Origin of the sequence: Bradyrhizobium sp. CCBAU 25360, assembly GCF_028128695.1 — a bacterium.
Classification (GTDB): Bacteria; Pseudomonadota; Alphaproteobacteria; order Rhizobiales; family Xanthobacteraceae; genus Bradyrhizobium; species Bradyrhizobium ottawaense.
The window spans coordinates 829,058-851,282 of the sequence record NZ_LBJA01000045.1; the positions used below are offsets into that span (position 1 = coordinate 829,058).

Annotated in this window: 17 protein-coding genes; 9 read left to right on the top strand and 8 right to left on the bottom strand. The window is 64.8% G+C overall.

Translation table 11 applies throughout. The features are described from left to right. The first annotated feature begins 180 nt into the window (after positions 1 to 180). From XH81_RS38180 to XH81_RS38190, 3 genes are read left to right on the top strand one after another with little or no spacing between them, the layout of a single operon-like run. Complete coding sequence (locus XH81_RS38180; RefSeq protein WP_028144661.1) at positions 181 to 1,320, top strand: methionine ABC transporter ATP-binding protein; 1,140 nt, start codon at positions 181 to 183, stop codon at positions 1,318 to 1,320. Continuing rightward, on the top strand, positions 1,310 to 1,975 hold the full coding sequence (locus tag XH81_RS38185; protein WP_028144660.1) for a methionine ABC transporter permease: 666 nt from the start codon (positions 1,310 to 1,312) through the stop codon (positions 1,973 to 1,975). The genes XH81_RS38180 and XH81_RS38185 overlap by 11 nt, the downstream gene beginning before the upstream one ends. Positions 1,976 to 2,003: 28 nt before the next feature. Further along, entirely contained in the window at positions 2,004 to 2,777 is a 774-nt protein-coding gene (locus XH81_RS38190) for a MetQ/NlpA family ABC transporter substrate-binding protein (protein WP_028144659.1), read from the top strand. A 14-nt stretch (positions 2,778 to 2,791) separates the two neighbouring features. Here XH81_RS38190 and XH81_RS38195 read toward each other — a convergent pair whose 3' ends face one another. Then, complete coding sequence (locus XH81_RS38195) at positions 2,792 to 3,781, bottom strand: helix-turn-helix domain-containing protein (RefSeq protein ID WP_028144658.1); 990 nt, start codon at positions 3,779 to 3,781, stop codon at positions 2,792 to 2,794. Positions 3,782 to 3,962: 181 nt separating this feature from the next. On the opposite strand from XH81_RS38195, the gene XH81_RS38200 reads away from it, so the two are divergent. The 5 genes from XH81_RS38200 (at position 3,963) to XH81_RS38220 (ending at position 12,046) form a co-directional block, all read left to right on the top strand. After that, positions 3,963 to 5,153 carry a serine hydrolase domain-containing protein gene (locus tag XH81_RS38200; protein WP_028144657.1) on the top strand — a complete coding sequence of 397 codons (1,191 nt, stop codon included), beginning with the start codon at positions 3,963 to 3,965 and terminating at the stop codon, positions 5,151 to 5,153. A 15-nt stretch (positions 5,154 to 5,168) separates the two neighbouring features. Beyond that, positions 5,169 to 7,166, top strand: a complete 1,998-nt coding sequence (locus XH81_RS38205; RefSeq protein WP_028144656.1) for a primary-amine oxidase — start codon at positions 5,169 to 5,171, stop codon at positions 7,164 to 7,166. A gap of 626 nt (positions 7,167 to 7,792) precedes the next feature. Beyond that, positions 7,793 to 9,787, top strand: coding sequence for a TonB-dependent siderophore receptor (locus tag XH81_RS38210; RefSeq protein ID WP_028144655.1), 1,995 nt, complete (start codon positions 7,793 to 7,795; stop codon positions 9,785 to 9,787). Positions 9,788 to 9,843: 56 nt separating this feature from the next. Then, positions 9,844 to 11,133, top strand: a complete 1,290-nt coding sequence (fsrB, locus tag XH81_RS38215; RefSeq protein WP_028144654.1) for a siderophore utilization protein FsrB — start codon at positions 9,844 to 9,846, stop codon at positions 11,131 to 11,133. Positions 11,134 to 11,218: 85 nt separating this feature from the next. Continuing rightward, the gene (locus tag XH81_RS38220) at positions 11,219 to 12,046 is read left to right on the top strand and encodes a hypothetical protein (protein WP_271596813.1); all 828 of its coding nucleotides are present in this window, start codon (positions 11,219 to 11,221) and stop codon (positions 12,044 to 12,046) included. An 8-nt stretch (positions 12,047 to 12,054) separates the two neighbouring features. Here the strand turns inward: XH81_RS38220 and XH81_RS38225 are convergent, their stop codons facing one another. Genes XH81_RS38225 through XH81_RS38255 form a run of 7 tightly spaced genes read right to left on the bottom strand, consistent with a single transcriptional unit; the run spans position 12,055 to position 20,931 of the window. Next, positions 12,055 to 13,050: an FAD:protein FMN transferase gene (locus XH81_RS38225; protein ID WP_271596814.1), complete on the bottom strand. Its 996-nt coding sequence runs from the start codon at positions 13,048 to 13,050 to the stop codon at positions 12,055 to 12,057. Next, positions 13,047 to 13,619, bottom strand: coding sequence for a nitrous oxide reductase accessory protein NosL (locus XH81_RS38230; RefSeq protein WP_038970316.1), 573 nt, complete (start codon positions 13,617 to 13,619; stop codon positions 13,047 to 13,049). The genes XH81_RS38225 and XH81_RS38230 overlap by 4 nt, the downstream gene beginning before the upstream one ends. Then, entirely contained in the window at positions 13,616 to 14,443 is an 828-nt protein-coding gene (locus tag XH81_RS38235; RefSeq protein WP_271596815.1) for an ABC transporter permease subunit, read from the bottom strand. Before XH81_RS38235 ends, XH81_RS38230 begins: the two co-directional genes overlap by 4 nt. After that, positions 14,440 to 15,360, bottom strand: a complete 921-nt coding sequence (locus tag XH81_RS38240) for an ABC transporter ATP-binding protein (RefSeq protein ID WP_271596816.1) — start codon at positions 15,358 to 15,360, stop codon at positions 14,440 to 14,442. Before XH81_RS38240 ends, XH81_RS38235 begins: the two co-directional genes overlap by 4 nt. Then, positions 15,357 to 16,712 (bottom strand): nitrous oxide reductase family maturation protein NosD, encoded by a 1,356-nt coding sequence (locus XH81_RS38245; protein ID WP_271596817.1) that lies wholly within the window; start codon positions 16,710 to 16,712, stop codon positions 15,357 to 15,359. Before XH81_RS38245 ends, XH81_RS38240 begins: the two co-directional genes overlap by 4 nt. A gap of 24 nt (positions 16,713 to 16,736) precedes the next feature. Further along, complete coding sequence (gene nosZ / locus XH81_RS38250) at positions 16,737 to 18,683, bottom strand: TAT-dependent nitrous-oxide reductase (RefSeq protein ID WP_038974086.1); 1,947 nt, start codon at positions 18,681 to 18,683, stop codon at positions 16,737 to 16,739. A 22-nt stretch (positions 18,684 to 18,705) separates the two neighbouring features. Then, positions 18,706 to 20,931: a NosR/NirI family protein gene (locus XH81_RS38255; RefSeq protein WP_244625903.1), complete on the bottom strand. Its 2,226-nt coding sequence runs from the start codon at positions 20,929 to 20,931 to the stop codon at positions 18,706 to 18,708. Positions 20,932 to 21,181: 250 nt separating this feature from the next. On the opposite strand from XH81_RS38255, the gene XH81_RS38260 reads away from it, so the two are divergent. After that, entirely contained in the window at positions 21,182 to 22,057 is an 876-nt protein-coding gene (locus XH81_RS38260) for a ferritin-like domain-containing protein (RefSeq protein WP_271596825.1), read from the top strand. Positions 22,058 to 22,225: the final 168 nt, after the last annotated feature.

Genomic DNA, 22,225 nt, shown 5'->3' on the forward strand with positions numbered 1-22,225 from the left:
GGGAATCTTCGTCCATCTCCTCGCAAATATCTGAAATTGCAAGAAAGACTGGAAAAGGCGATGGTGCGTGCTGCGGTGCAGCGCGTTGCCCCCAGAGGCGTTTGCTGCTGTTCCATCTCCAGTCGCTGATGCGACCCGGCTTTCGTTTGCCTTTTCGGGTGGGCGAGAGAACTATTGTGCATGAAGGCCGTCTCCATGAACGCTCACCAATCGCTCGCCGTCGGACAGCCGATTGCGCCGCCTGAAGCGATTTCACCTGCCACAGCCGAGCCGGACGCGATGGTTCGCTTCGCCGGCATCTCGAAAATCTATCCGGCCTATCGCGGCAAGCCCGGCGTCAACGCGCTGCAAGATATCGATTTCGCAATCCCGCGCGGTTCCATCACCGGCGTGATCGGCCGCTCCGGCGCCGGCAAGTCGAGCCTGGTCCGGCTCATCAACGGGCTGGAGAAGCCGACCACGGGACGAGTCGTCGTCGACGGCCGCGACATCTCGGCGCTGGCGGGCCGCGAGCTGCGGCTGGCGCAGCGCTCGATCGGCATGATCTTCCAGCACTTCAACCTGCTGTCGTCGCGCACTGCCGCCGACAACATCGCGCTGCCGCTCGAGATCGCCGGCTGGTCCAAGGCCGACATCAAGGCCCGCGTCACCGAGCTGCTCGCGCTCGTCGGCATCGCCGACAAGCACGACCGTTATCCTTCGGAGCTCTCCGGCGGCCAGAAGCAGCGCGTCGGCATTGCCCGCGCGCTGGCGACGCGGCCGAGCGTGCTCTTGTCGGACGAGGCGACGTCCGCGCTCGATCCGCAGACGACACGCGCGATCCTCGATCTGCTCGCCAACATCAACCGCGAGCTGGGCGTGACCATCGTGCTGATCACCCACGAAATGTCCGTGGTACGCCAGCTCGCCAAGGAAGTGGTCGTGCTCGACGCTGGCCACGTGGTCGAGAGCGGCCATGTCGCCGACATCTTCACCCATCCAAAACATCCGATCACGCAGTCCTTCCTCGCGGAGGTCATCGGCGACAGCCTGCCGGTCTCGCTGGCGAGCCGGATCGTAGCGGAGCCGCCCGTTGGCGGGCAGGCCGTGATCCGCGTCCAGGTCCGCGGGGCAGGGGCCGGCGACACCGTGGTGGCGCGGCTCGCCCGCGAGCTCGGCCTCGACGTCGCGCTGCTGTCGGCGCGCATCGACGAAATCGGCGGCCAGCATGTCGGCTCGCTCGTTCTCGGCATTCCCGGCCGCGAGGACGCGCAGGCGCGGGTCCTTGCCTGGTTGTCTCAATATCAATTCCCGGCGGAGCATCTCGGCTATGTCGCCTGAACTCATCAATTTGATCATCCAGGCTACCTTCGAGAGCCTGTACATGGTCGGCATCGCGGCGCTGCTCGGCACCGTCTTCGGCCTGCCGCTCGGCGTCTTCCTGGCGACCAGCCGGAAGGGCGAGCTGTTCGCGGCCCCAGTCGTCAACCGCGTGCTCGGCATCGTCGTCAATGCGACGCGTTCGACGCCGTTCATCATCCTGGTCGTGGCCATCATCCCGTTCACCCGCCTTGTCGCGGGCACCTCGATCGGTTCGACCGCCGCAATCGTGCCGCTGACGATCGCGTCGGCGCCGTTCATCGCGCGTCTGGTCGAAGCTGCGATCCGGGAGGTCGATGGCGGCCTGATCGAGACGGCGTCCTCGTTCGGCGCCTCGCCGCTTCAGATCGTGTTCAAGGTGCTGATCCCCGAGGCGCTGCCGGGCCTGTTGCTGGCGCTGACGCTCGCAGTGGTCAGCCTGCTCGGCTACTCCGCGATGGTCGGTGCGGTCGGCGGCGGCGGCCTCGGCGATCTCGGCATCCGCTACGGCTATCAGCGCTTCATGCCGGAGATGATGCTGGCCGTCGTCGTCGTGCTGATCGCGCTGGTGCAGCTCGTCCAGAGCGCGGGCGATTATCTGGCGCGGCGGGTCAATCGCCGGCTGCGGCATCACTGATACCACCATCCTGAAACTGGAGACTTCAATGCGCTTTCTCGCAACCCTTGCGGCTGCAGCCTTGCTTGCGACCACGGTCCATGCCGAAACCATCCGCGTCGGCGTCACCGCCGGTCCCCATGCCGAGATCATCGACGTCGTGAAGAAGGTCGGCGCCGAGCGCGGCCTCGACATCAAGGTGGTCGAGTTCACGGACTATGTGATCCCGAACCAGGCGCTGGCCCTGAAGGATCTCGAGGCCAATTCGTTCCAGCACGAGCCGTATCTGAAGAACCAGATCTCCAAGACCGGCTGGAAGATCGTCAAGGTCGCCAACACGATCGGCTCGCCGCAGGGCGTCTATTCGCAGAAATACAAGACGCTCGCCGACCTGCCGGAAGGTGCCCGTGTCGCGATCGCCAACGATCCCTCCAACGGCGCGCGCGGCCTGATGATCTTGGCGCTGCACGGCGTGATCAAGCTGAAGGACCCGAACAACGTCGCCTCGACCATCGCTGATATCACCGACAACCCGAAGAAGCTGCGCTTCGTCGAGCTCGATGCCGCCCAGCTGCCGCGCGCGCTGCAGGACGTCGACGTCGTCTCCATCAACAACAATTACGCGGTGCAGGCCGGCCTCAATCCGGCGACCGACGCGATCGCCCGCGAGAATCCCGACGGCCCCTGGGTCAACATCCTCGCCGTTCGCGAAGAGGACAAGGACAAGCCCTGGGTGAAGCCGCTGATCGAGGCCTATCACTCCGCGCCGGTGAAGGAGTTTTTGGAGAAGCGCTTCAAGGGCACCTATCTGCCGACCTGGTAAGGCGAGCGGGCGCGTCAGGCCGCCAACCTGGCGCGTCGCAGCGTCTCCGAGGGCTTTTCGGCGAAGTGACGCTTGTAGTCGAGCGAGAACTGGCTGAAGTGCCAGAAGCCGTGCTGCACGGCGACGTCGTAGACCGAGGCATCGGTGCCGCCGGCGCGTTTCAGATCGCGCCGCACGCGGTTCAGCCGCATTGCTCGCCAGTAGTGCATCGGGCTCGTTCCCAAAACCTCCTGGAAGCAATAGCCGAGCTTGCGCGGGCTGGCGCCGACCGCCTTGCAGACCTGCAGCAGCGAGAGCGAGCGATCGCCGCTGCCATGCATCAGCGCCCGCGCACGATCGACGGTGCGCTTGCGCGCCGCGGCGCTGCGGCCGGGATCGCTGGGGCGTGCGGTCGGCAGCATGTCCATGATCTCGACGAGAAGGCCGTCTTCCAGCGCCTGCCCGACGGCCGGATCGTCGAACCGCTCGGGGGCAGTCGAGATGGTCTCGTGGATCGCGGCAAGGTGAGCGCGCAATCGCGCGACCGGTGCCTGCGCCATCTCGATCACCCGCAACTGGTGCCAGACTGCGCGCGGCAGCTCGATATCGAGCCGGGCCGCAAGCTCCTCGATCAGCGCCGCGCTGGCGACAACACCGCGCAGCTCGAATGATTTCGGCGTGCACATATCGACCTCGGCGTCGATGCAGGCGATGACCTGGGCACCTGCAACGCTGGCGCCGTTGCAATTGACCTCGCCGTCACTGTGCCAGGGCAGACCGATGCCGAAGCTGTCGGCCCCCAGCTGGCCGTATTGGCGGACCTGCTGGCTGGTGATCTCGCGGAAGACGTCGAGCTGGGGCAGGGAGAGTTGGGTGAAGCTGCCCCTGAAGGCTCCGGCGCTGATCTGGTCGTAGCTGAGCCGCCAGCGACCAAGCGAAGCGCAATGCTCGTCCACATCGGTGCTGCTGGCCTGAAACAGGCCGGCAGCCGAGTCCAGAGTCGGAAGAGTTGCGCCTAAGGGCATGACGACACGTCGAAATTCACCACCCAAGAGCCAGCAAGAACCACGCCAGACTGGCACGGCCATAGGCGCTGTCCAGCAAAATATTGCCGGATCTCGATAACGCCCGATGGCGCCGCGGTGCAGGCTTCGGTCCTGCCGTTCCGACATCGCAGCCGGGACGGCGCTTTGCGGAGGGATCGAGATGCGACCGACCGAGATCATGCGCGGCAGCCCGCCCGCGCCCGAGGCGCAGGTGACGCGCGCCAATTGGCGCAGCTTTCCCGCGATCCGCTGGGGCTTTACCCACACCCGCGAAGTGCTGCCGACCGCAGAGATCCGCCGCTCGGCCCAGCCGACGCTAATGCGAAGCGCGCCGCGCGAACTGGCAAAACTCGGCTTCACCGCGCCTGATGGCAAAGCGACCACGATCGAAGCCACGCTCCGCGAGACCTTTGCCGATACGCTCCTCGTCATGCACCGGGGCACGCTAATCCACGAATGGTACGGCGACGGCATGGGCGTGACCACACCGCATCTGATCTGCTCGATCAGCAAGGCGATCGCCGGCACGCTCGGCGGCGTGCTCGCCGCGCGCGGGCTGCTCGATCCCGAGGCGAGGGTGGTGCGCTACGTGCCGGAGCTGGAGACGTCGGTCTACGCCGGCTGCACTGTCCGCAACCTGCTCGACATGGCCGTCGCCATCAAGTTCGAGGAGGATTACGAGGACCCCGCCGGCGACGTTGCGCGCTATCGGTTCTCCTCGGGCTGGGACGTGCCGCCGTCGGGCGCCGAGGCAGGCCACCAGCGCGCCTATCTCACGACCTTGCGCGGCACCGGCAAGCCGCACGGCAAGGTGTTCCACTACGTCTCGCCCAATACCGAGGTGCTCGGCTGGGTCTATGAGCGTGCCTGCGGCATGCCCTATCATCGCATCCTCTCCGAATATCTCTGGCAGCCCCTGGGCGCGGAGGAGGACGGCTCGCTCACGCTCGACAGCCACGGCATGGGCCGCATCGCCGGCGGCATCTCCGTCACCGCGCGTGACCTCATCCGTTTCGGAGAGATGATCCGCTGCCGCGGCGTGGTCGAGGGGCGGCAGGTGGTGCCGGGCTGGTGGATCGACGACATCCGCGAGAACGGCGATCCCAAGGCCTGGGCCGACGGCGACCTCGCCGAGTTCTTCCCGGGCGCGCGCTACCGCAGCAAATGGTTCACGATCGACCCGTCGCGCAACGCGCTGACCGCGATCGGCATTCATGGCCAGCACCTCTATGTCGACCTCGACTCGGACGCCGTCATCGTCAAGCTCGCGACACAGCCCAAGGCGATGGACGTGCCGATCGACCAGCGCTGGTTTGCCGCCTTCAGCGCCATCACCGCGCATCTCGCCTGATTTCTGGACATCCCCATGCTCGATACCGTCAAGGCCAAATCGCAACCAGAGACCGCGACGCCGCATCCGCTTGATCCGCTGACGGCCGAGGAGATCACCGCCGCCTGCACGCTGGTGCGCGCCGACGTGACCTCACCCGAGAACTGCCGCTTCCCGACGGTCCGGTTGGAGGAGCCGACCAAGCATGAGCTGGCTGCAGGCGGCGTAGGGCGCCGCGCCTTCGCGTTGACGCTCGACGTCACCACGGGCGAGGCCATCGAGCATATCGTCGATCTCGGACGTGGCGAGATCGTCGGCCGCAAGGTCGTCCCGAACCGCGAGGCGCCCTACGGGCAGCCGCCGGTGATGCTGGAGGAGTTCTTCAAGTGCGAGGCCGTGGTGAAGGCCGATCCCGGATGGCGCGCGGCGATGGCGCGGCGCGGGCTCTCCGACAAGGACATCGAGCTGATCCAGGTCGATCCGTTTTCGTCGGGTTTCTTCGACAAGGAGTTCGAGCGCGGCGCCCGTATCGTGCGTGCCGTCAGCTATTTTCGCGAGCATCTTCAGGACAACGGCTATGCGCATCCCATCGAGGGCGTTGTCGCTGTCGTCGACCTGATCGGCGGCAAGGTCATCGACCTCACGGATGAGGATCCGATCGTGCCGATTCCGCGCAAGAAGCGGAACTACGGCGCGCATGAGATGACCAATCTGCGCACCGACATCAGGCCGCTGCACATCGAGCAACCCGAGGGCGCGAGCTTTCGCGTCGATGGCTGGAAGGTCGACTGGCAGAAATGGAGCTTTCGCATCGGCTTCACGCCGCGCGAGGGCCTCGTGCTGCATCAGCTCGCCTACCAGGACGGCGCGCGCAAGCGCTCCCTGATCCATCGCGCCAGCGTCACCGAGATGGTGGTGCCTTACGCCGATCCGACCGCGAACCATTTCTGGAAGTCGGCGTTCGATGCCGGCGAATACGGCCTCGGCATGCTTGCGAACGCGCTCGAGCTGGGCTGCGACTGTCTCGGCAACATCCGCTATTTCGACGTACCGGCGGCGGACAGCAAGGGCGAGCCCTTCGTCGTGCAGAACGCCATCTGCATGCACGAGGAAGACTATGGGATCGCCTGGAAACACTATGAGTTCCGCAACGGCCTGTTCGAGGTCCGCCGCTCGCGGCGGCTCGTGATCTCGTTCTTCGCCACCGTCGGCAATTACGATTACGGCTTCTACTGGTATCTCTACCAGGACGGCACGATCCAGCTGGAGACCAAGCTCACCGGCATCATCCAGACCGCCGCCGTGCCATCAGGCGAGACGTACAAATGGGGCGGCATGGTCGACGACAATCTGGGCGGACCGACGCACCAGCACTTCTTCAACGTCCGCCTGCACATGGATCTCGACGGCGGCGGCAACACCGTCACCGAGCACGATTTCGTGCCGCGGCCCTGGGGTGACGACAATCCGCACGGCAATGTCTTCGACACCACGACGCGGGTGCTGTCGCGCGAGCATGACGCGGCGGGCATCGCCAATGGCCAAACCGGCCGGTTCTGGAAGATCAGCAATCCCAACGAGACCAACTCGGTCGGCAATGCTCCGGCCTACAAGCTCGTCGTCAATCCGAGCCCGCTGATGCTGGCGCAGGAGGGCAGTTGCGTGCGCAAGCGCGGCGGCTTCGCCACCAAGCATGTCTGGGTGACTGCATTCGATCCGGCCGAGAAATACGCAAGCGGCGATTATCCCAACGTCCATGCCGGCGGCGATGGCCTGCCGCGTTATGCCGCGAAGGACCGCAACATCGAGAATGCCGATATCGTGGTGTGGCACTCTTTCGGCCACACCCATGTCTGCAAGCCCGAGGACTTTCCGATCATGCCGGTGGAATATGCCGGCTTCCTGCTGAAGCCGACCGGCTTTTTCGCCGCCAATGCGGCCGGCGACATCCCGCCGGACCGCAACAGCCGCAGCGTGCTCGCAACCGCGAGCAACACTGCCGACGAATCCTGTTGCCGCGCCGGCAAGTCATAGAGTTCGATCGGGCTCGATCGGATTCTTCGGTAGCGCCGACCGGCGTGGTCATTGGCGGTTCTCGCGCGGTAGCAAGCTGATCGTTTCCGACCATCGCCGAATGGTGAGGGAATGTTTCTTTCTAGAAGCATTCCAAACGTGTGGAGCACGACGGCTGCGTGGACCGTACGCGGCATCGGCATGAGCGCATTCGTCGCACGCGCCGCGCACGCCTCTGGAGAGATTCTAACTTCGTTCCTATCGCACTCCCAAACCGCCTGAGTTAGGGCGGGACACCAAAAACGATACCGGCAAAGCCGGCAGTGCGTGGGGCCTCGAAAGACGTGACCGACTACCAACTTTCTTCGCGTGAATGCGCGCGTCGTGGACAGATTCGGGTGCTGCTCCTCGGGGCGGTCAGTACATTCTCGCTCGTGGTTCCCTTTGGTTCCGTGGAGGCGCAGACACAGATTCCCGCTGTCACCGTCGATGCGCCGGTTGAGCGCGCCCGTCCTGCCGCGGTTGCTTCGTCGCGAAGAGCGGCAACACGCACCTCTCGCGCCAATCGTCGCTCATCTGCGCAACCAGCCGCGCCAACCCAGTCGGCCTCGTCGAACGGCGCGACGGGCGAACGTGCCAATGGCCCGGTGCGCGGTTTCGTCGCCACGCGAAGCGGCACGGCCACCAAGACCGATACACCGTTGATCGAAACCCCGCAGTCGGTCTCCGTCGTCACCACCGACCAGGTCAGGAACCAGGGCGCGGTCTCGATCGGCGAGGCGCTGCGCTACACCGCCGGTGTCAGCGGCGACGTCAATGGCGGCTCGGACACCCGCTTCGGCGCTCTCCAGATCCGCGGCTTCGACACGACCATGTCGGGTCTCTATGTCGACGGCCTGCGAATCCCCTCGAGCAACTACGTGCACTTCAACGGCCTTGATCCCTACGGGGCGGAGCGCCTGGAGGTGCTCAAAGGACCGTCCTCGGCGATGTATGGCGGCAGCGGCACCGGCGGCATCCTCAACTACGTGACCAAGCTGCCGACAGCGCAGCAGTTCGGCGAGGTCTCGATCTCCGGCGGCAGCTTCAACCGCTATCAGGGCCAGTTCGACATGGGCGGCGCCGCCAACAAGGAAGGCACGGTGCTGTGGCGCCTCACCGGCGTCGTCCGCGACGGCCAGACCCAGGTCGACTTCACCAAGGACAACCGCGTCTTCATCGCCCCCGCCGTCACGTTCAAGCCGAACGAAGACACCACCATTACCTTGCTCGCCAACTATCAGAGGGACAGGGCAGGGTGGGGCCTTCAGTTCCTGCCGGCCTCGGGCACGGTGTGGCCGAACAACGGCCGCACCATTCCGGTCTCGTTCTTCGCGGGCGTGCCGAGCTTCAACGCGTTCAACACCGAGATCGCGACCGCCGGCTACCAGCTGTCGCACAATTTCACCGACAACATCACCTTCCGGCAGAACCTGCGTTACGCCTATCAGCACAACGAGGAAAAGACCTTCTACGGCACCGGATACACCGACGAGGCGGCGGGGCAGCTGGGGCGTTTCGGCAGCTACAGCAACTCCTACATCAACTCCTTCGCGGTGGATAACCAACTCCAGGGCAAGTTCAATACCGGCATCCTCAGCCACACCACCCTGGTCGGGCTCGACTATCGCAACACCACGTTTCGCGATACGGCCTTCGCCGTCACGACCTCGGCGCCGGAGATCAACGTCTTCAACCCGGTCTACAGCTACGACTGGGCCCTCGGCGGCATGTACGACAACAAGGGCATCAAGCAGTCGCAGGTCGGCCTCTATGCGCAGGACCAGATCAAGCTCGGCCGGCTCTCGTTCCAGCTCGGCGGCCGCCAGGACTTCGTGACGACGCAGCTCGATACCAATCTGCCCCCGACCGATACTTCAACCTCGAAGGACGCCTCGGCCTTCACCGGCCGCGCTGCCGTCATGTACAATTTCGACAACGGCATCGCGCCCTATTTCAGCTATTCCGAGTCGTTTCTGCCGCAGCTCGCGACCAGTCCGTCCGGACAGATGCTCGATCCCGAGACCGGCGTGCAGTACGAGGTGGGCGTCAAGTATCAACCGCTCGGCTGGAATGCGCTGTTCACCTTCGCCGCCTTCGACCTGACGCGTGACAACGTCGCTGTGTACGTGCCTGCAACCACCTTTTACGAGCAGATCGGGCAGGTGAAGTCGCGCGGTATCGAGCTCGAAGGCTCGATGTCGCTCGCCGACGGCTGGAACCTGCGGGCGGCGTACGCCTATATCGATGCCATGGTCACGCAGGATCCGGTCAATGTCGGCAAGGCGCCGGTCACCGTGCCGCTCAACCGCGCTTCGCTGTGGAGCGACTACACGCTCCAGAACGGCATGCTGGCGGGCTTGCAGTTCGGCGGCGGCGTTCGCTATGTCGGCGCGACCTGGGGCGATGATGCCAACACGTTCAAGGTGGGATCGGCGACCGTGCTGGATGCGCTTCTTGCCTATACCCGTGACAATTGGCGGCTGTCGCTGAACGTCACCAACCTTGCGGACACGCGCTATGTCGCGGCCTGCTACGGCCTTTCGGGCTGCATGTATGCCGAGGGACGGAAAGCCATCGGCAAGCTGACTTATCGCTGGTGAAATCGAAGACGGTCCGGCGATGGCGAGCCGGACCTGCTGGATGAGAGTGCAAGACGATGAGAGCGACATTCGGCAAGCTGCATCGCTGGGCGGGACTGCTCACGGCCGGATTCCTGTTCTTTTCCGGCATCACCGGCGCGATCATCTCCTGGGATCACGAGATCGACGACGTTCTGAACAGCCATCTGTTCGACGTCAGCAGCAAAGGCCCGGCGATCCCCTCGATCGAGCTCGCCAAGACGATCGAGCAGCGCGATCCCCGCGCGCGCGTCGTCTACCTCTTCATGACGCCGGAGCAGGGCCATTCGCTGTGGTTCTTCGTCATGCCGCGGATCGATCCGGCGACCGGCAAGCGCTACGCCCTCGACTACAATCAGGTCTTCCTCGATCCCAACACCGGCGCGGAGCTGGGCCGGCGCTATTGGGGCGCGGTCTGGCCCGTCACGCGGGAGAACTTCGTCTCGTTTCTCTACAAGCTGCACTACACGATGCACATCCCGGAGTTCTGGGGCAGCGACCGCTGGGGCATGCGCGTGCTCGGCGTGATCGCCATCATCTGGACCATCGATTGCTTCGTCGGCTTCTATCTGACGCTGCCCTCGCGCCGGCGCGCCAAGGCGGCGCGGGCGCCTGCCGTCACGCGCCAGCTCGACCGCGGCTTCTGGGCGCGCTGGGCGCCGGCCTGGACCATCAAGACCTCCGGCAGCGCCTACCGGATCAATTTCGACATCCACCGCGCCTTCAGTCTCTGGACCTGGGGCGTGCTGTTCGTCATCGCCTTCACGGCGTTCTCGCTGAACCTCTATTTCGAGGTGTTCTCGCCGCTGATGAAGATGGTCTCGAACTACACGCCGACACCCTATGAGCAGCGGCCTTATCGCGATCTCGACGATCCCATCGAGCCCAAGGTCACCTTCGCGGACATCGCCGCACGCGCCGCCGCCGACGGCAAGGCGCGGGGCTGGACGATCCCGGTGGGCTCGGTCAATTACGGCCCGGCCCATGGCGTCTATGCCGCCGCCTTCTTCCACCCCGGCGACGATCACGGCGCCGGCGGCGTCGGCCCGGCCCAGCTCTATTACGACAGCGAGGACGGCCGCCCGATCGGCGAGCGGCTGCCCTGGGTCGGTACTGCCGCCGACATCTTCGTCCAGGCGCAATTTCCGCTGCATTCGGGTCGCATCGTCGGACTGTTCGGCCGCATCCTGATCTCGATCATGGGGCTGGTGGTCGCCGCACTCTCGGTGACCGGCGTCGTGATCTGGTGGCGCAAGCGCCGCGCCCGCATCCGCGTCCGCGAGACCGCGGCGGTGCGTCTGACCCGGCAGCTGACGCCGGCGGAGTAGGGCGCCCGCAAGGTCGTTGCGGATGAACCTTCCCGCCTGCAGCGGGCACAAAGACTGGAGATCGCTCCCAGTCCGCGGACATCGAATGAAATCGCTTGCCTTGCTCTGCCTGCTTGTCCTGGCGACGCCCGTCCATGCGGCCACGCCCGAGCAGCACTATCTCGACCTGCGCGACCGCTACATCGCAAAATTCTCGAGTGCCAAGGAAAGCGATGAGATCTACAAGCAGCATGATGCGGCGCTCAAGGAACTGGCGGGCGTGCTGCGCGGCCTGGTGGGACCGGTCACGATCAAGGGGCTCCCCGCAGACGGCAAGTCGAACGTCGACACGCTATTCAAGAGTGATATCGGGTTCGGCCATCTCGACGGGCTCGGCTTCGCTTCCGAAGGCGACAAGATGCAGGCCGTGGTGACCACCACGGGGTTGCTCACGCACTGGCTGCGCGAGCATCGCGAGGACGGCATGCCGCAGGACAGCGGCGCCGCGTTCAAGTCCGACCGCTTCTATTATCAGGCGATCCAGGACGCCGCCTTCGCCAAATATGCCGAGCTGCCGATCACAAAGCCCGCATCCGCGAGCGCTGCAGTCGCCGTGCTCGGCCTGCGCGGCAATGGCGGGCTCAAGGGAGCGCCCGATGAAATCGACGTCGTCGCGATCAAGGGCGATAAGGTCTACTTCCTCGCCACATCGGACGCGGTGAAGACCGCTGAAATTCCGGCCTGCGAGCGCGTGTGGAAACAGATGATGGCCAAACCCGTCAACAAGAAGGATCCGCGCGGCGACATGGCCCGCGAGGATCAGGCCATGGACGCCTACACGACATGCTTCGCCAAGGAAGCGCCGAGCCAGAGCTGGTACGCAGCGGCCGTGAAGAAGGCGCAGAGCCAGTTGGAGCTGCTGCCACTGCAGTAGCGCGCAGGTTAGGCCGACAATTCGACCGATCGGCCGGCCCCATCGATCAGATGCACGCGGTCGATGTCGACATGCGGCAAGAGCGATCGAATCTCATCTTCCGGTATCAGGCTGAACGCCGTCGACAATGCGTCCGCGGCGGTGGCGCTGCGGGACACAGTCGTCACGCTGCGATAGCGGTGGGCGCAGTCGCCTGATCGGGGATCGAACAAATGGTTGAAGCGCGCCCCGGAATCGAACTGGCAGCCGTAGCCGCCCGAGGTGGATACGGCGCGGTCGACGATCGGCAGCACCGTCTTCGTGCTGCCCACAATGTCGGGATCGGCGATGCCGATCTCCCAGGGCAGTCCGTCCGGACGCGCGCCGATCGCGCGGGGTTCGCCCATGTCGACCAGGCTGCGCGAGATGCCGTGCGCCCGCAGCAGGTCGACCACCTTGTCCGTGACGTAGCCCTGCGCGATCCCGTTCAGGGTGACGATCATGCCCTTGGGCATCACGATCCGGTCGCGGCTGATCGACAGTCGGCTGCTGCCGATGCGCGCGAGCGCGGTCTGGATATCGGCTGGCGCAGGACCGGCCGGATCCGCGTCATCTCGCGCGAAATGGCTGGCGTAGAGATCCCACAGCGGCTGCACCGTGACATCGAACAGACCGCCCGTCAGCGTGGAATAGTGCTGCGAGGTCGACAGCAGATCGACCATTTCGGCGGCGGGATCGATCAGGACACCGGTCCGGTTCAGCGCGACCAGGGCGGAATCGTTCAGATAAAGGCTGAACAGCCGCTCGAGCCGCCGCGCCTCGGCGCAGGCCAGCGAGACCAGCCGCTCCGCCCGGCTGCGGTCTTCGTCATGGATCTCCATCGTGGCGACCGCGCCCAGCATCGTGCCACGCCACGTCACCGTCGCGACCTCCGCACGAGCAGGATGTCCCGGGGACAGCGCGCCGAGGCCCGCTGCCGCCGCGCTGATCCGGATGAAGCGTCGGCGCGTCAGTGCTCGCGTCATGGCGTCCTCCTCGGTCGTTCGCCCGGCGGGGCTTCGGCCGCTTCGCCGGCCGCAGCGGCGCCGGTGACATTCACCGACGTCAAGACATAGTCCCGGGGCACGTCGTCGAAGCCGACGATCCTGCCGCCGTTCTCTCCGATGAACTTCTCCGCCGCCGCGCGGTCCGAGAACGGAACGGCCTCGTCTCCGCCCATGCCACTTTTGACCCGGCTCTCGATCACGTACAGCGCTTTGCGCGCCTCAATCCAGTTGTCGGCGCCGGGCTTGTCCCAGTCCGGCGCTTTGCCCATGTCGGACACGTAGATCGCCTGAATGTCCTTGGGCTCGTCCGGCAGCATGGTGAAGGCGATTGTGTCCCGCACCGACGAGAACCACACGGGCTCCATCAGGCTCGCGGCGAAGATATGGCCCTTCGGTCCCGGGTGCTCGAGCACGTTCATGCCGCAGTAATGGCCGATGTCTTCCGCGGTCATCCGATGCGGCGGCGGAATCTTCGCGGCCTGCTTCTCGTTGCAGCCCGCGAGTGCGAGCGGCACGAGCAAGGCGAAGAGGATCGTTCGGCGCCTCATAGCTCCCTCCGCGAGAAGGCGAGCGCGGCCAGCCCCAGCGGCAGCAACGTCCAGCAGAGCAGGGCGGTCAGAAGGACGGGTATCGTCAGGGATGTGGTTTGGGCAAGGCCAGCCATGCCGGCGAAGGTGCTGACATTGGCGAACCCGGTCAGGTTGATCAGCCGGTAGGCGTCGGTCGGATTCGACAGGAGCATGGCGTTGAGCACGCTCGCCGAGATGCTGCGTCCCTGATCGAGCGCAAGCACGCCCAGCAGCGCCATGTCGTAGATCAGTACCAGCAGCAGCCATAATCCGATGCAGATTCCGGCCGCGGTGCCGCGGTCGCGCACGAGCGCGCTGATCAGATATCCGATGGCGACGAAAGCGGCGCCGAGCAGCACCGAGGAGCCCACCATCGCCGCAAACGCCAGGAAGCTGTCGCTATCGATCTGGCTGCCCGTCGCCGCCAGCGCTCCGACCGCCGCGCCGTAGCCGAGGCAGGTCGCAAAGGCGAGGACGGCGAGGTGGCCCAAGAACTTGCCGAGCAGCACCTGCCATCGCGCGACCGGATAGCTCAGCAGCAACAGCATCGTCCCCCGTTCCATCTCGCCGACGATGGCGTCATGGGAGATCAGAAGCGCGATGAGCGGAACGAGAAAGATCGTCAGGCTCGACAGGCTGACGACGACCACGTCCAGCGTGCGAACGCCGACGTTCCCGGTCGGCGCGCTGCCGAGAAAGGTCAGTGACAGGGCAAGCCCGGCGAGCAGGAGCGTTGCGGCAAGCACCCAGCGATTGCGGATGGCCTGGTGGACTTCCTTGGCGGCGATGATCAGGACATTCATGGCGCCTGCTCCGATTGCCGGAGGAAATGAGCATAGAGCTCGTCGAGGGTGGGCGGGACCACGTCGACGTCCTCGACGGAATTGCCGACGGCCGTCGCACGATGCAGAAGCTCGATCTTCCGCTCCGGCGCGGCGTCGATCTCGACGATGTGGCCGTTCAAACGACGGCAGGCCACGTCTTTGGGCGCCCAGGGCGGCATCTCGCTCGGGGCAAGGCCGGCCACCTTGAGGCGGATCCTGGTGGGCAGGCGGGCGAGGCGACGCAGCTCGTCGATCGATCCGTCCGCGACCTTGATGCCGCGGTTCATGATGATGACCCGGCCGGCGCGCTCCTCGAGCTCGGTCAGCGCATGCGACGACAGCAGCACGGTCGCGCCCGCAGCGGAGAGCCGGGCGATGATGTCGTAGAAGGTCTGGCGCAGCTCCGGATCGAGACCGGTGGTCGGCTCGTCCAGCAGCAGCACGCGCGGCTCGCCAAGCAGCGCCTGCGCGAGCCCCAGCCGCTGTCGCATGCCCTTGGAGTAGGTGCCGACCCGGCGGCGGCTGGCGGCTCCGAGGCCCACGGCGTCGAGCAGCTCCAGCGACTTTGCGACCGGCTCTCGTTTCAGCCTGGCATAGAAGGCCTGCGTCTCGCGGCCGGTGAGGGCGGGGTCGAAGGAGACGTTTTCCGGCAGGTAGCCGAGCTGTCGTCGGCCGGCGAATTCGCCTGCGGCGGGATTGTCTCCGAGAACCTCGATGGCGCCGCTGGTCGGCCGGATCAACCCGAGCATGAGCTTCATGAGCGTGGTCTTGCCGGCGCCGTTGTGCCCGATCAAGGCGACCAGTTCGCCCTGGCCAAGCGTGAACGACGCACCGCGCACGGCCTCGACCCGGCCATACGCCTTGGTGACATCGCTGACGCGTACCGTGCTGGTCATCGTGTTTCCTTCGCCGAGGTCCGCGGCGGCGACACCAGCGGATGGCTGTCGACCACGCCGCCCGGCAGCAGCGCGGGAAACTGTGCCTGCGCCCAGCGGATCACCTGGACGGCAGGGCTGTTGATCAGGACCTTCGCAGCCGGCGCCGTCCACAGCACGCGATCGATGAGGTCGTTCGGCCGGTACGCCGTGTCGGCGATACCGTCGCCGTTGAGGTCGAATGCCGGATTATCGCTCCAGTAATTGCCGCGCCCCCCGGTCGACCAGTCGAGGTGCCGGGTGCCGACATATTTCACCTGGTTGGCGTTGCCGACGAAGGCGTTGCCCGTGATTTCGTTGCCTTCGGAGCCGGCCGTGAAGTGCACGCCGATGGCACAGCGTTCGAACCAGTTGTTGCGGAATTTGTTGTGATTGGTGTTGTAGATGAACACGCATTTCTCCGGGCCGCTCTTGAGAGTGGTCTCCCGTGCCTGCTGCGGAAGCATGCCTCGCTCGTCGGCGGGACCTTCCTCCGCACTCTGTGTCATCGAGCCGAGCGGGCCGCCCGTGACCCGGTTGTCCTCGATCTGGGCATAGTTCGCGTAGTTGAAGAGCATCCCATGGTCGCGGTCGTGATCGGAGGAGTTGCCGCGGATCACCAGACGGTTCGAATACATGATGGCGTAGCCGACGTGGTTGCCGATCGAGACGTTGCCGCTGACTTCGCTGTCGTTGGTGTACATGTAGTGGACTGCGAAGCGGACCTGCTCGAAGCGGTTGTCGATGAAGCGGTCCTTTCGGCTCGAAATCGTGAAGATGCCGTCGCGGCCGTAGCGGAACGTGTTGTCCGCGATGGTGACGTCGGGCGCGTTCCACAGCGAGACACCGTTGCCTGCCTCGCTGAGACGCCCGCCACGCAGTCCCTCGATCTCGTTGCGGACGACGCGCGAACCCTGGGCGCCATGCACATAGACGCCGAACAGGTTTCCCACCAGCCGGTTGTCCTCGATCTTGGCGCGTTCTGCCGTCTTTTGCAGGAATATCCCGGAATTCATCTCCTGCAGGTCGCGGCCGGATGCCCGGATGGTCACACCCCGGATCGTGACGTCGGGCGCGGTGACGGTGATGACGTTGCCGGAGCCGTCGCCGTCGAGCACCGCGCCACGGCTCCCAACCAGCTCCAGGGGACGGTCGATCCGGATCGAACCGTGATATTCCCCGGGGGAAAGTTCGACGACGTCGCCGGCGCGCGCGCCATCCAGCAGCGCCTGAAGCGGCTGCCCGGGCGCAGCCGTCAACGTCTCCGCATCGGCGAAGCCGGACAATCCGGCGGCGACCAGCGCCGCCGGAAACATGCGTAAGAGAAGACCCACGAGGTCGCTCCAATCAGACCGACGTCAAACCGACTTGGGTTCGACGAACATCCGGCCCTTCATCTCCATATGCATGGCGTGGCAGAACCAGGAGCAGTAGTACCAGTAGACTCCCGGCTTGTCGGCCGTGAAAGTCACCGACGAGGTGGCCATCGGGCCGATCTCCATGTTGATGCCGTAGTTGACGATGCAGAAGCCGTGCGTCAGGTCCTCGACCGCGTCGATATTGGTGATGAAGACGGTGACCTCATCGCCTTGCTTGACCTGGAACTGATCGAGGCCATAGGCGGGCGCGGTGGACGTCATGTAGACGCGCACCTTGTTGCCGTCGCGAATGATCTTCGAATCCGCCTCCAGATTGATGCCGTCCGCCTTGGCCTGCTTGACCGCATCGGCGAACATCGGATCCGCGCGATCGTAGATCGAGATCGGGTTGATCTTCGAGCGGTGGACGATGGTCGCGTCATGCGGCTCGGCGAAGCTCGGGCCGTCGTGCACCAGCTTCATCTGATCGCCCGAAATGTCGATCAGCTGATCATTCTCGGGCTTGAGCGGTCCGACGTTCAGGAAGCGATCCTTCGAGAACTTGTTCAGCGAGATCAGCCACTTTCCATCGGCCTCCTTGGTCTGGCCCATCGAGGAATGGTTGTGACCCGGCTGGTAGTGCACGTCGAGCTTCTGGATGATGGGATTGACCTTCTCACCCTTGAAAGCCCGCTTGGCGAGGTCGATGCTCCACTTGCAGACCTGGCTGTCGAGGAACAGCGTCGTGTAGGCGTTACCCTTGCCGTCATAGGCAGTATGCAACGGTCCGAGTCCCAGCTCGGGCTCCGCGACGACGACGTCGCGCGGCTTGATCTTGTCGTCGAACAGATCGTCGAATTTGCGCACGTCCATCACGGTCACGGTCGGCGAGAGCTTTCCGGCCGCCACGATGTGGATTCCGTCGGGCGCCGTGTTCATGCCGTGCGGATTATTCGAGACCGGAATGTAGCGGGTGTAAGCCGAGCCCTTGCGGCCGTCGATGACGGGCACGCCGTTCATTTCCTTGAAGTCGCCCTTCTTTACGGCCTCTTCGATCCGCTTGATGTTGAAGATGACGACCCAGTCCTGCTCGCTGGCGGTCATTTCGGCGAGCGTGACGCCTTCCTCGCCGTTGTAACAGGTCGCGAAGCAGTACTTGCCCTGGTAGTCGGCGTCGACATTGTCGAGATTTCCGCTGACGATCACCTGCCAGGCCACCTTCATCGTTTCGCCGTCGATCGCGCTGAAGATGGAGTGATACTGCTTGGGATCGTCGAGGACCTTGCCGTCATTGGGCAACGGCACGCCATCCTCGCCGTTGGCGAACACATAGCCCGTGCGCGGATATTTCTGCAGACGCAGACCGTGGACCGTGTGCTGGTTCGGCAGTTCGACGATCTTGTCGCATTTCATGATGTCGAGCCGCACCCGCGCGACGCGGCTGTTGGCCTTGTCGTTCATGTAGGCATAGCGACCGTCATAGGTGCCGTCCGTGAACGAAATATGGGGGTGGTGGAGATCGCCGTTCATGAACGTGCCGCCGCGGTTCTTGAGGAATTCGCGGGTGGCGGGCTGCATGCCTTCGGTCAGAACCTTGAGGCTTTCATTGGTCTGGCCCCAGCCGGTCGCACTGCAGCGGTTGAACACCGGAACACGCATCAATTCGCGCATCGAAGGAAGGCCGATGATGCGCATCTCGCCGGACTGGCCGCTCGAGAAGAACACGTAGTATTCGTCGAGCTCTCCCGGCGCGACCTCGGTCTTCTGCACCGCCGGCCTTGCCGCCGGCGCTTTCGGAGCTGCGTTCTTGGTCTGCGCGTCGGCAGACGAGACGAAGCCGCCGTCCTTCAGCGCCACTCCGCCCGCAAGGCCTACGCCCGCCGCAGCCGCCGTCGTTCCGAGCACTGCTCGCCGGCTAACGCCCTTTGCCTGTTCGTTCTCGCTCATGATTGCCTCCTCGGCTTTCGGTTCAGTTTGGTGGTGGAGTTGCGACGGGTGACGCCACGACAGGCTTGCCGCCGGCGGTGATGACGGTCGCGGGACCCTTGCCGCCTGAGCGCATCGCGGGCGAGGACATCGCCGCGAATTTCTCGCGCTTGAGCCGCACCTGGATCATGTGCGGGCAGCGGTGATCGTCGTAATAGAGTTCCTGGCAATGCATGCAGTAGATGCACTCATTGACGTTGATGTGACCCTCGGGATGGATCGACTGCACCGGGCATTCCTTGGCGCAGCGTTGGCAGGGTGACCCGCATTCTTCCCAGCGGCGGAGCCATTCGAAGGTTCGGATGCGGCCGGGGATCGCGAGCGCGGCGCCGAGCGGGCAGAGGTAGCGGCAGAAGAAGCGTTCGATGAAGAGTCCGATGACGAGCAGGGCGACTGCGTAGGCCACGTACGGCCAGCTTCGCGAAAACTTCAGGATGATCGCGGTCTTGAACGGTTCGACCTCGGCGAACCGCTCGGCCATGTCGACCGAATAGAGCGACAAGCCAAACAGACCGAGGAAGATGATGTACTTGATCGGCCATAGCCGTTCGTGCAGCCCCCACGGCACCGTTATCTGCGGCACCTTCAGCCATTTCGCGGCCGTGTTGGTGAGCTCCTGCAGTGCGCCGAAGGGGCACAGCCAGCCGCAGAACGGGCCGCGCCCCCAGAACAGAAGCCCGCCGGCCGTTGCAGCCCACAGAATGAAGATCAGCGGAGCGGCGAGGAAGAACTCCCAGCGGAAGCCCGTCACCAGCGCATTGGTAAAGGTGACGACGTTGACGACGGAGAGCTGCGCGTTTGCGTACCAGCCGAGCCAGACCAGAACGAGGGCGAGATACCCCCGCCGCACCCAGGTGTAGAACACCGGGCGGCGCACGAGCAGATTCTGGAAGAAGAAGATGCCGGTGAGGGTGGCCAGCATGAACGCGGTGATGCCGATCGAGACGGTGCTCGACCGCCAGATCCGCATCCACAACGGCTCGTCTGCATCCGGGGGCGGGGCGGCCGCAGCGGTGGCCTGCTGCGAGGCCGGAGGCGCCGCGCTCTCCGGTACCGTCACCGCACGCTGCTCGCGGCGTATATAACCGTCGGGCAGGGTGTAGCCGAGATCGAAAGTCAGGAACGCCTTGTCGCGGCCGCCGAGGCTGCGTTGCACCAGCAGTTGAAGCTGCCACGGCTGCGTCGGATCCAGGGTGAACTCAGGCGGGGTGACGAACAGGCCGATTTCCCTGAACTCGGGCGCGCCGACCGCGTCCAGTGCGCCAAGACGGGTGTGGTTGCGGTCGCGGAAGCGGGTGCTGTTGCCGTCCTGCAGGATTTCGATGCGGTCGAAGATGCCGCCGCGGACATAGGCCGACCCCTTGAAGGAGTAGGGGCCGTTGCCGGCGACGACGATGGCCTGCTGCCCCGGTTTCAGGCTGTCCTTCAGCCGCTGATAGCCGTCCTCGCCGAGCAGGCTGCGGCCGATCGTGGGCGCGGTCACGAGCGCCACGTAGAGCTCGATGAAGGTATCGCTCGCTTCACCCGGTTCGGGATACTGGCCCGCCGCGGCGCTGCCGGACTTCGCAAAGGCGTCGTTGATGTCGCCGATGCCGAGATGAAGCCGGCGTACCGAGCCATCGCCGACGAGGCTCTCCCAGTCGCGCACGTCACTGCGCGCGAGATCGAGCGTCTTGACGACGGGGGGAAGGGCTGCCGAAGCCGCCGCGCCGTCGCCGCCACCGACGCGACCGCTGCGAATGAGCTTGGATGCCGCACGGACGACACTGTCGCCCATTACCAGTACGGTGACGGTCGCGCCGCTCACGATGTCGACCTGCGGCGGCTTCTCGGCACCACTTGCGACCGGCTTCATGTCCTTGCCGATCAGGGCGTTCATGGCGGCGACGATGCGGGCCTCGGGAATGCCGACCAGCACGATCGGCTCCTTGTGATCGACGAGCTTGATTCCGGTGATGACGCCTTTCGGATCGATCCCGGCCAGCAAGTGAATCGGCTTGCCCGAGTACCCGACGGAGTTCGCGAAATCGGAGTTGAGGAAGATGAATCCCTGGAGCTGGTCGCCGCGGTACACTGGTACGATGGGCGGATCGCCTTGCGGCGGGCCGAAACGGTCCGCATTCGGGAAAAATTCCGCAGGCGTAATCTTCGGCAGGTATGTTGGTAAGTCACCGGCGGCGCACGCGGGCGAAATATAAGTCAGACACATCAGCAGCAAGCCTGCGAGCGCTAGCGCTGCACGCCTTGCGAAGGCGGTATCGTCATCCGGTCGCTTCAACATATCGATACAAATGCGATTTGCGCGACGGACAGAGGCGCGCGTGCCTTGATATCTTCTTCGATGATTTGTCGCCGCTGACATGCAACACTCATCGCGCGCGACTGACTCTGTCAACCCCGCTCTTGAGATTTGTGCGTGCGCGGAACCGGTTCAGAAATCTGCATGTGGAGTCCTTGGTATGACATTCCTACGCACATCATTGCTCAGTGCTGAGCCCGCAGGTGTATTGGAGTCTCTCGACGAGCTCTTTGCGCTAGCGCATGCAATGGAGCAGGAAGCCGCCAACAGGTACGAATCTCTCGCGCAAGACATGCGCGGGCAGGGCAAGGCTGATCTCGCCGAGGTATTCACTAAGCTCGCGGCCGCCGAGCGCGAGCACGTGGACAGCGTCACGCAGTGGTCGCAATCGCGCCGCGGCAAGAGCCCGGATCCCGCTTTGGTGCGTTGGGAAGCGCCGGAAGCGCTTGCCCCGGAAGCTGCCGCCGAAGTCAAGACATCGCGGCTGATGACACCGTACCGCGCGCTCGCCATGGCGGTCCGCAACGAAGAGCGAGCCTTCGCATTCTGGTCCTATCTCGCCGCCTATTCCAAGGACCCTGACATCAAGAGAGCATCCGAGGCGGTGGCCAGGGAAGAGCTCGGCCATGTCGCGACGCTGCGGAAGGAGAGGCGCCGCGCCTATCATCACGAACACGAACGGAGCAGCGCCGACGCATCGACACCTCGGCCGCCACAAATCGATGCGCGGCGGCTCGAGCTTCGCCTGATTGCTCAACTTGGCGATATCGAACGGCGCCTGAGCGGGCCGGCCGCGGTCCGGACACGGGACATGCGCCAACAGACGATCGCGATGGCCGACGCCGCCGCGGGCCTCGGCAGCTTTCCGGCCTCCATGGAACGAAAGGATCCACTGGAGATCGCCGAAGCCCTGGTCGATGGCTACCTCGACGGCGCCGAGCGGTCGAGCGACGCAGCCCACCTCGAAAGCCTGCAGCACCTGGCCGAGCGCGCGATCTCGAGACTGGCCTGGCTGCGATCGCTTGCGGCGGAGTGACGCGCTTACGGCAACAATCAGAGCTGCCGCACTTCAGAGCCGCATGGCCGCTTGGCCGGGGCAGTGGCCGCAGGTCCTTCGGCGGCGGAGCAGCTCAGCTCAGGCGAGATCTGACTGGCAGGCCGCGTATGGCCATAGCCCAATCCATAATTCGCATAAGGTATATTA

Excerpts from the sequence above, each read along its gene's own strand:
- XH81_RS38255 (WP_244625903.1), bottom strand. The coding sequence starts at position 20,931 with ATGTGTCTGACTTATATTTCGCCCGCGTGCGCCGCCGGTGACTTACCA.
- XH81_RS38220 (WP_271596813.1), top strand. The coding sequence starts at position 11,219 with ATGAAATCGCTTGCCTTGCTCTGCCTGCTTGTCCTGGCGACGCCCGTC.
- XH81_RS38225 (WP_271596814.1), bottom strand. The coding sequence starts at position 13,050 with ATGACGCGAGCACTGACGCGCCGACGCTTCATCCGGATCAGCGCGGCG.
- XH81_RS38235 (WP_271596815.1), bottom strand. The coding sequence starts at position 14,443 with ATGAATGTCCTGATCATCGCCGCCAAGGAAGTCCACCAGGCCATCCGC.
- XH81_RS38260 (WP_271596825.1), top strand. The coding sequence starts at position 21,182 with ATGACATTCCTACGCACATCATTGCTCAGTGCTGAGCCCGCAGGTGTA.
- XH81_RS38240 (WP_271596816.1), bottom strand. The coding sequence starts at position 15,360 with ATGACCAGCACGGTACGCGTCAGCGATGTCACCAAGGCGTATGGCCGG.
- nosZ (WP_038974086.1), bottom strand. The coding sequence starts at position 18,683 with ATGAGCGAGAACGAACAGGCAAAGGGCGTTAGCCGGCGAGCAGTGCTC.
- XH81_RS38195 (WP_028144658.1), bottom strand. The coding sequence starts at position 3,781 with ATGCCCTTAGGCGCAACTCTTCCGACTCTGGACTCGGCTGCCGGCCTG.
- XH81_RS38200 (WP_028144657.1), top strand. The coding sequence starts at position 3,963 with ATGCGACCGACCGAGATCATGCGCGGCAGCCCGCCCGCGCCCGAGGCG.
- XH81_RS38185 (WP_028144660.1), top strand. The coding sequence starts at position 1,310 with ATGTCGCCTGAACTCATCAATTTGATCATCCAGGCTACCTTCGAGAGC.
- XH81_RS38205 (WP_028144656.1), top strand. The coding sequence starts at position 5,169 with ATGCTCGATACCGTCAAGGCCAAATCGCAACCAGAGACCGCGACGCCG.
- XH81_RS38230 (WP_038970316.1), bottom strand. The coding sequence starts at position 13,619 with ATGAGGCGCCGAACGATCCTCTTCGCCTTGCTCGTGCCGCTCGCACTC.
- fsrB (WP_028144654.1), top strand. The coding sequence starts at position 9,844 with ATGAGAGCGACATTCGGCAAGCTGCATCGCTGGGCGGGACTGCTCACG.
- XH81_RS38180 (WP_028144661.1), top strand. The coding sequence starts at position 181 with ATGAAGGCCGTCTCCATGAACGCTCACCAATCGCTCGCCGTCGGACAG.
- XH81_RS38190 (WP_028144659.1), top strand. The coding sequence starts at position 2,004 with ATGCGCTTTCTCGCAACCCTTGCGGCTGCAGCCTTGCTTGCGACCACG.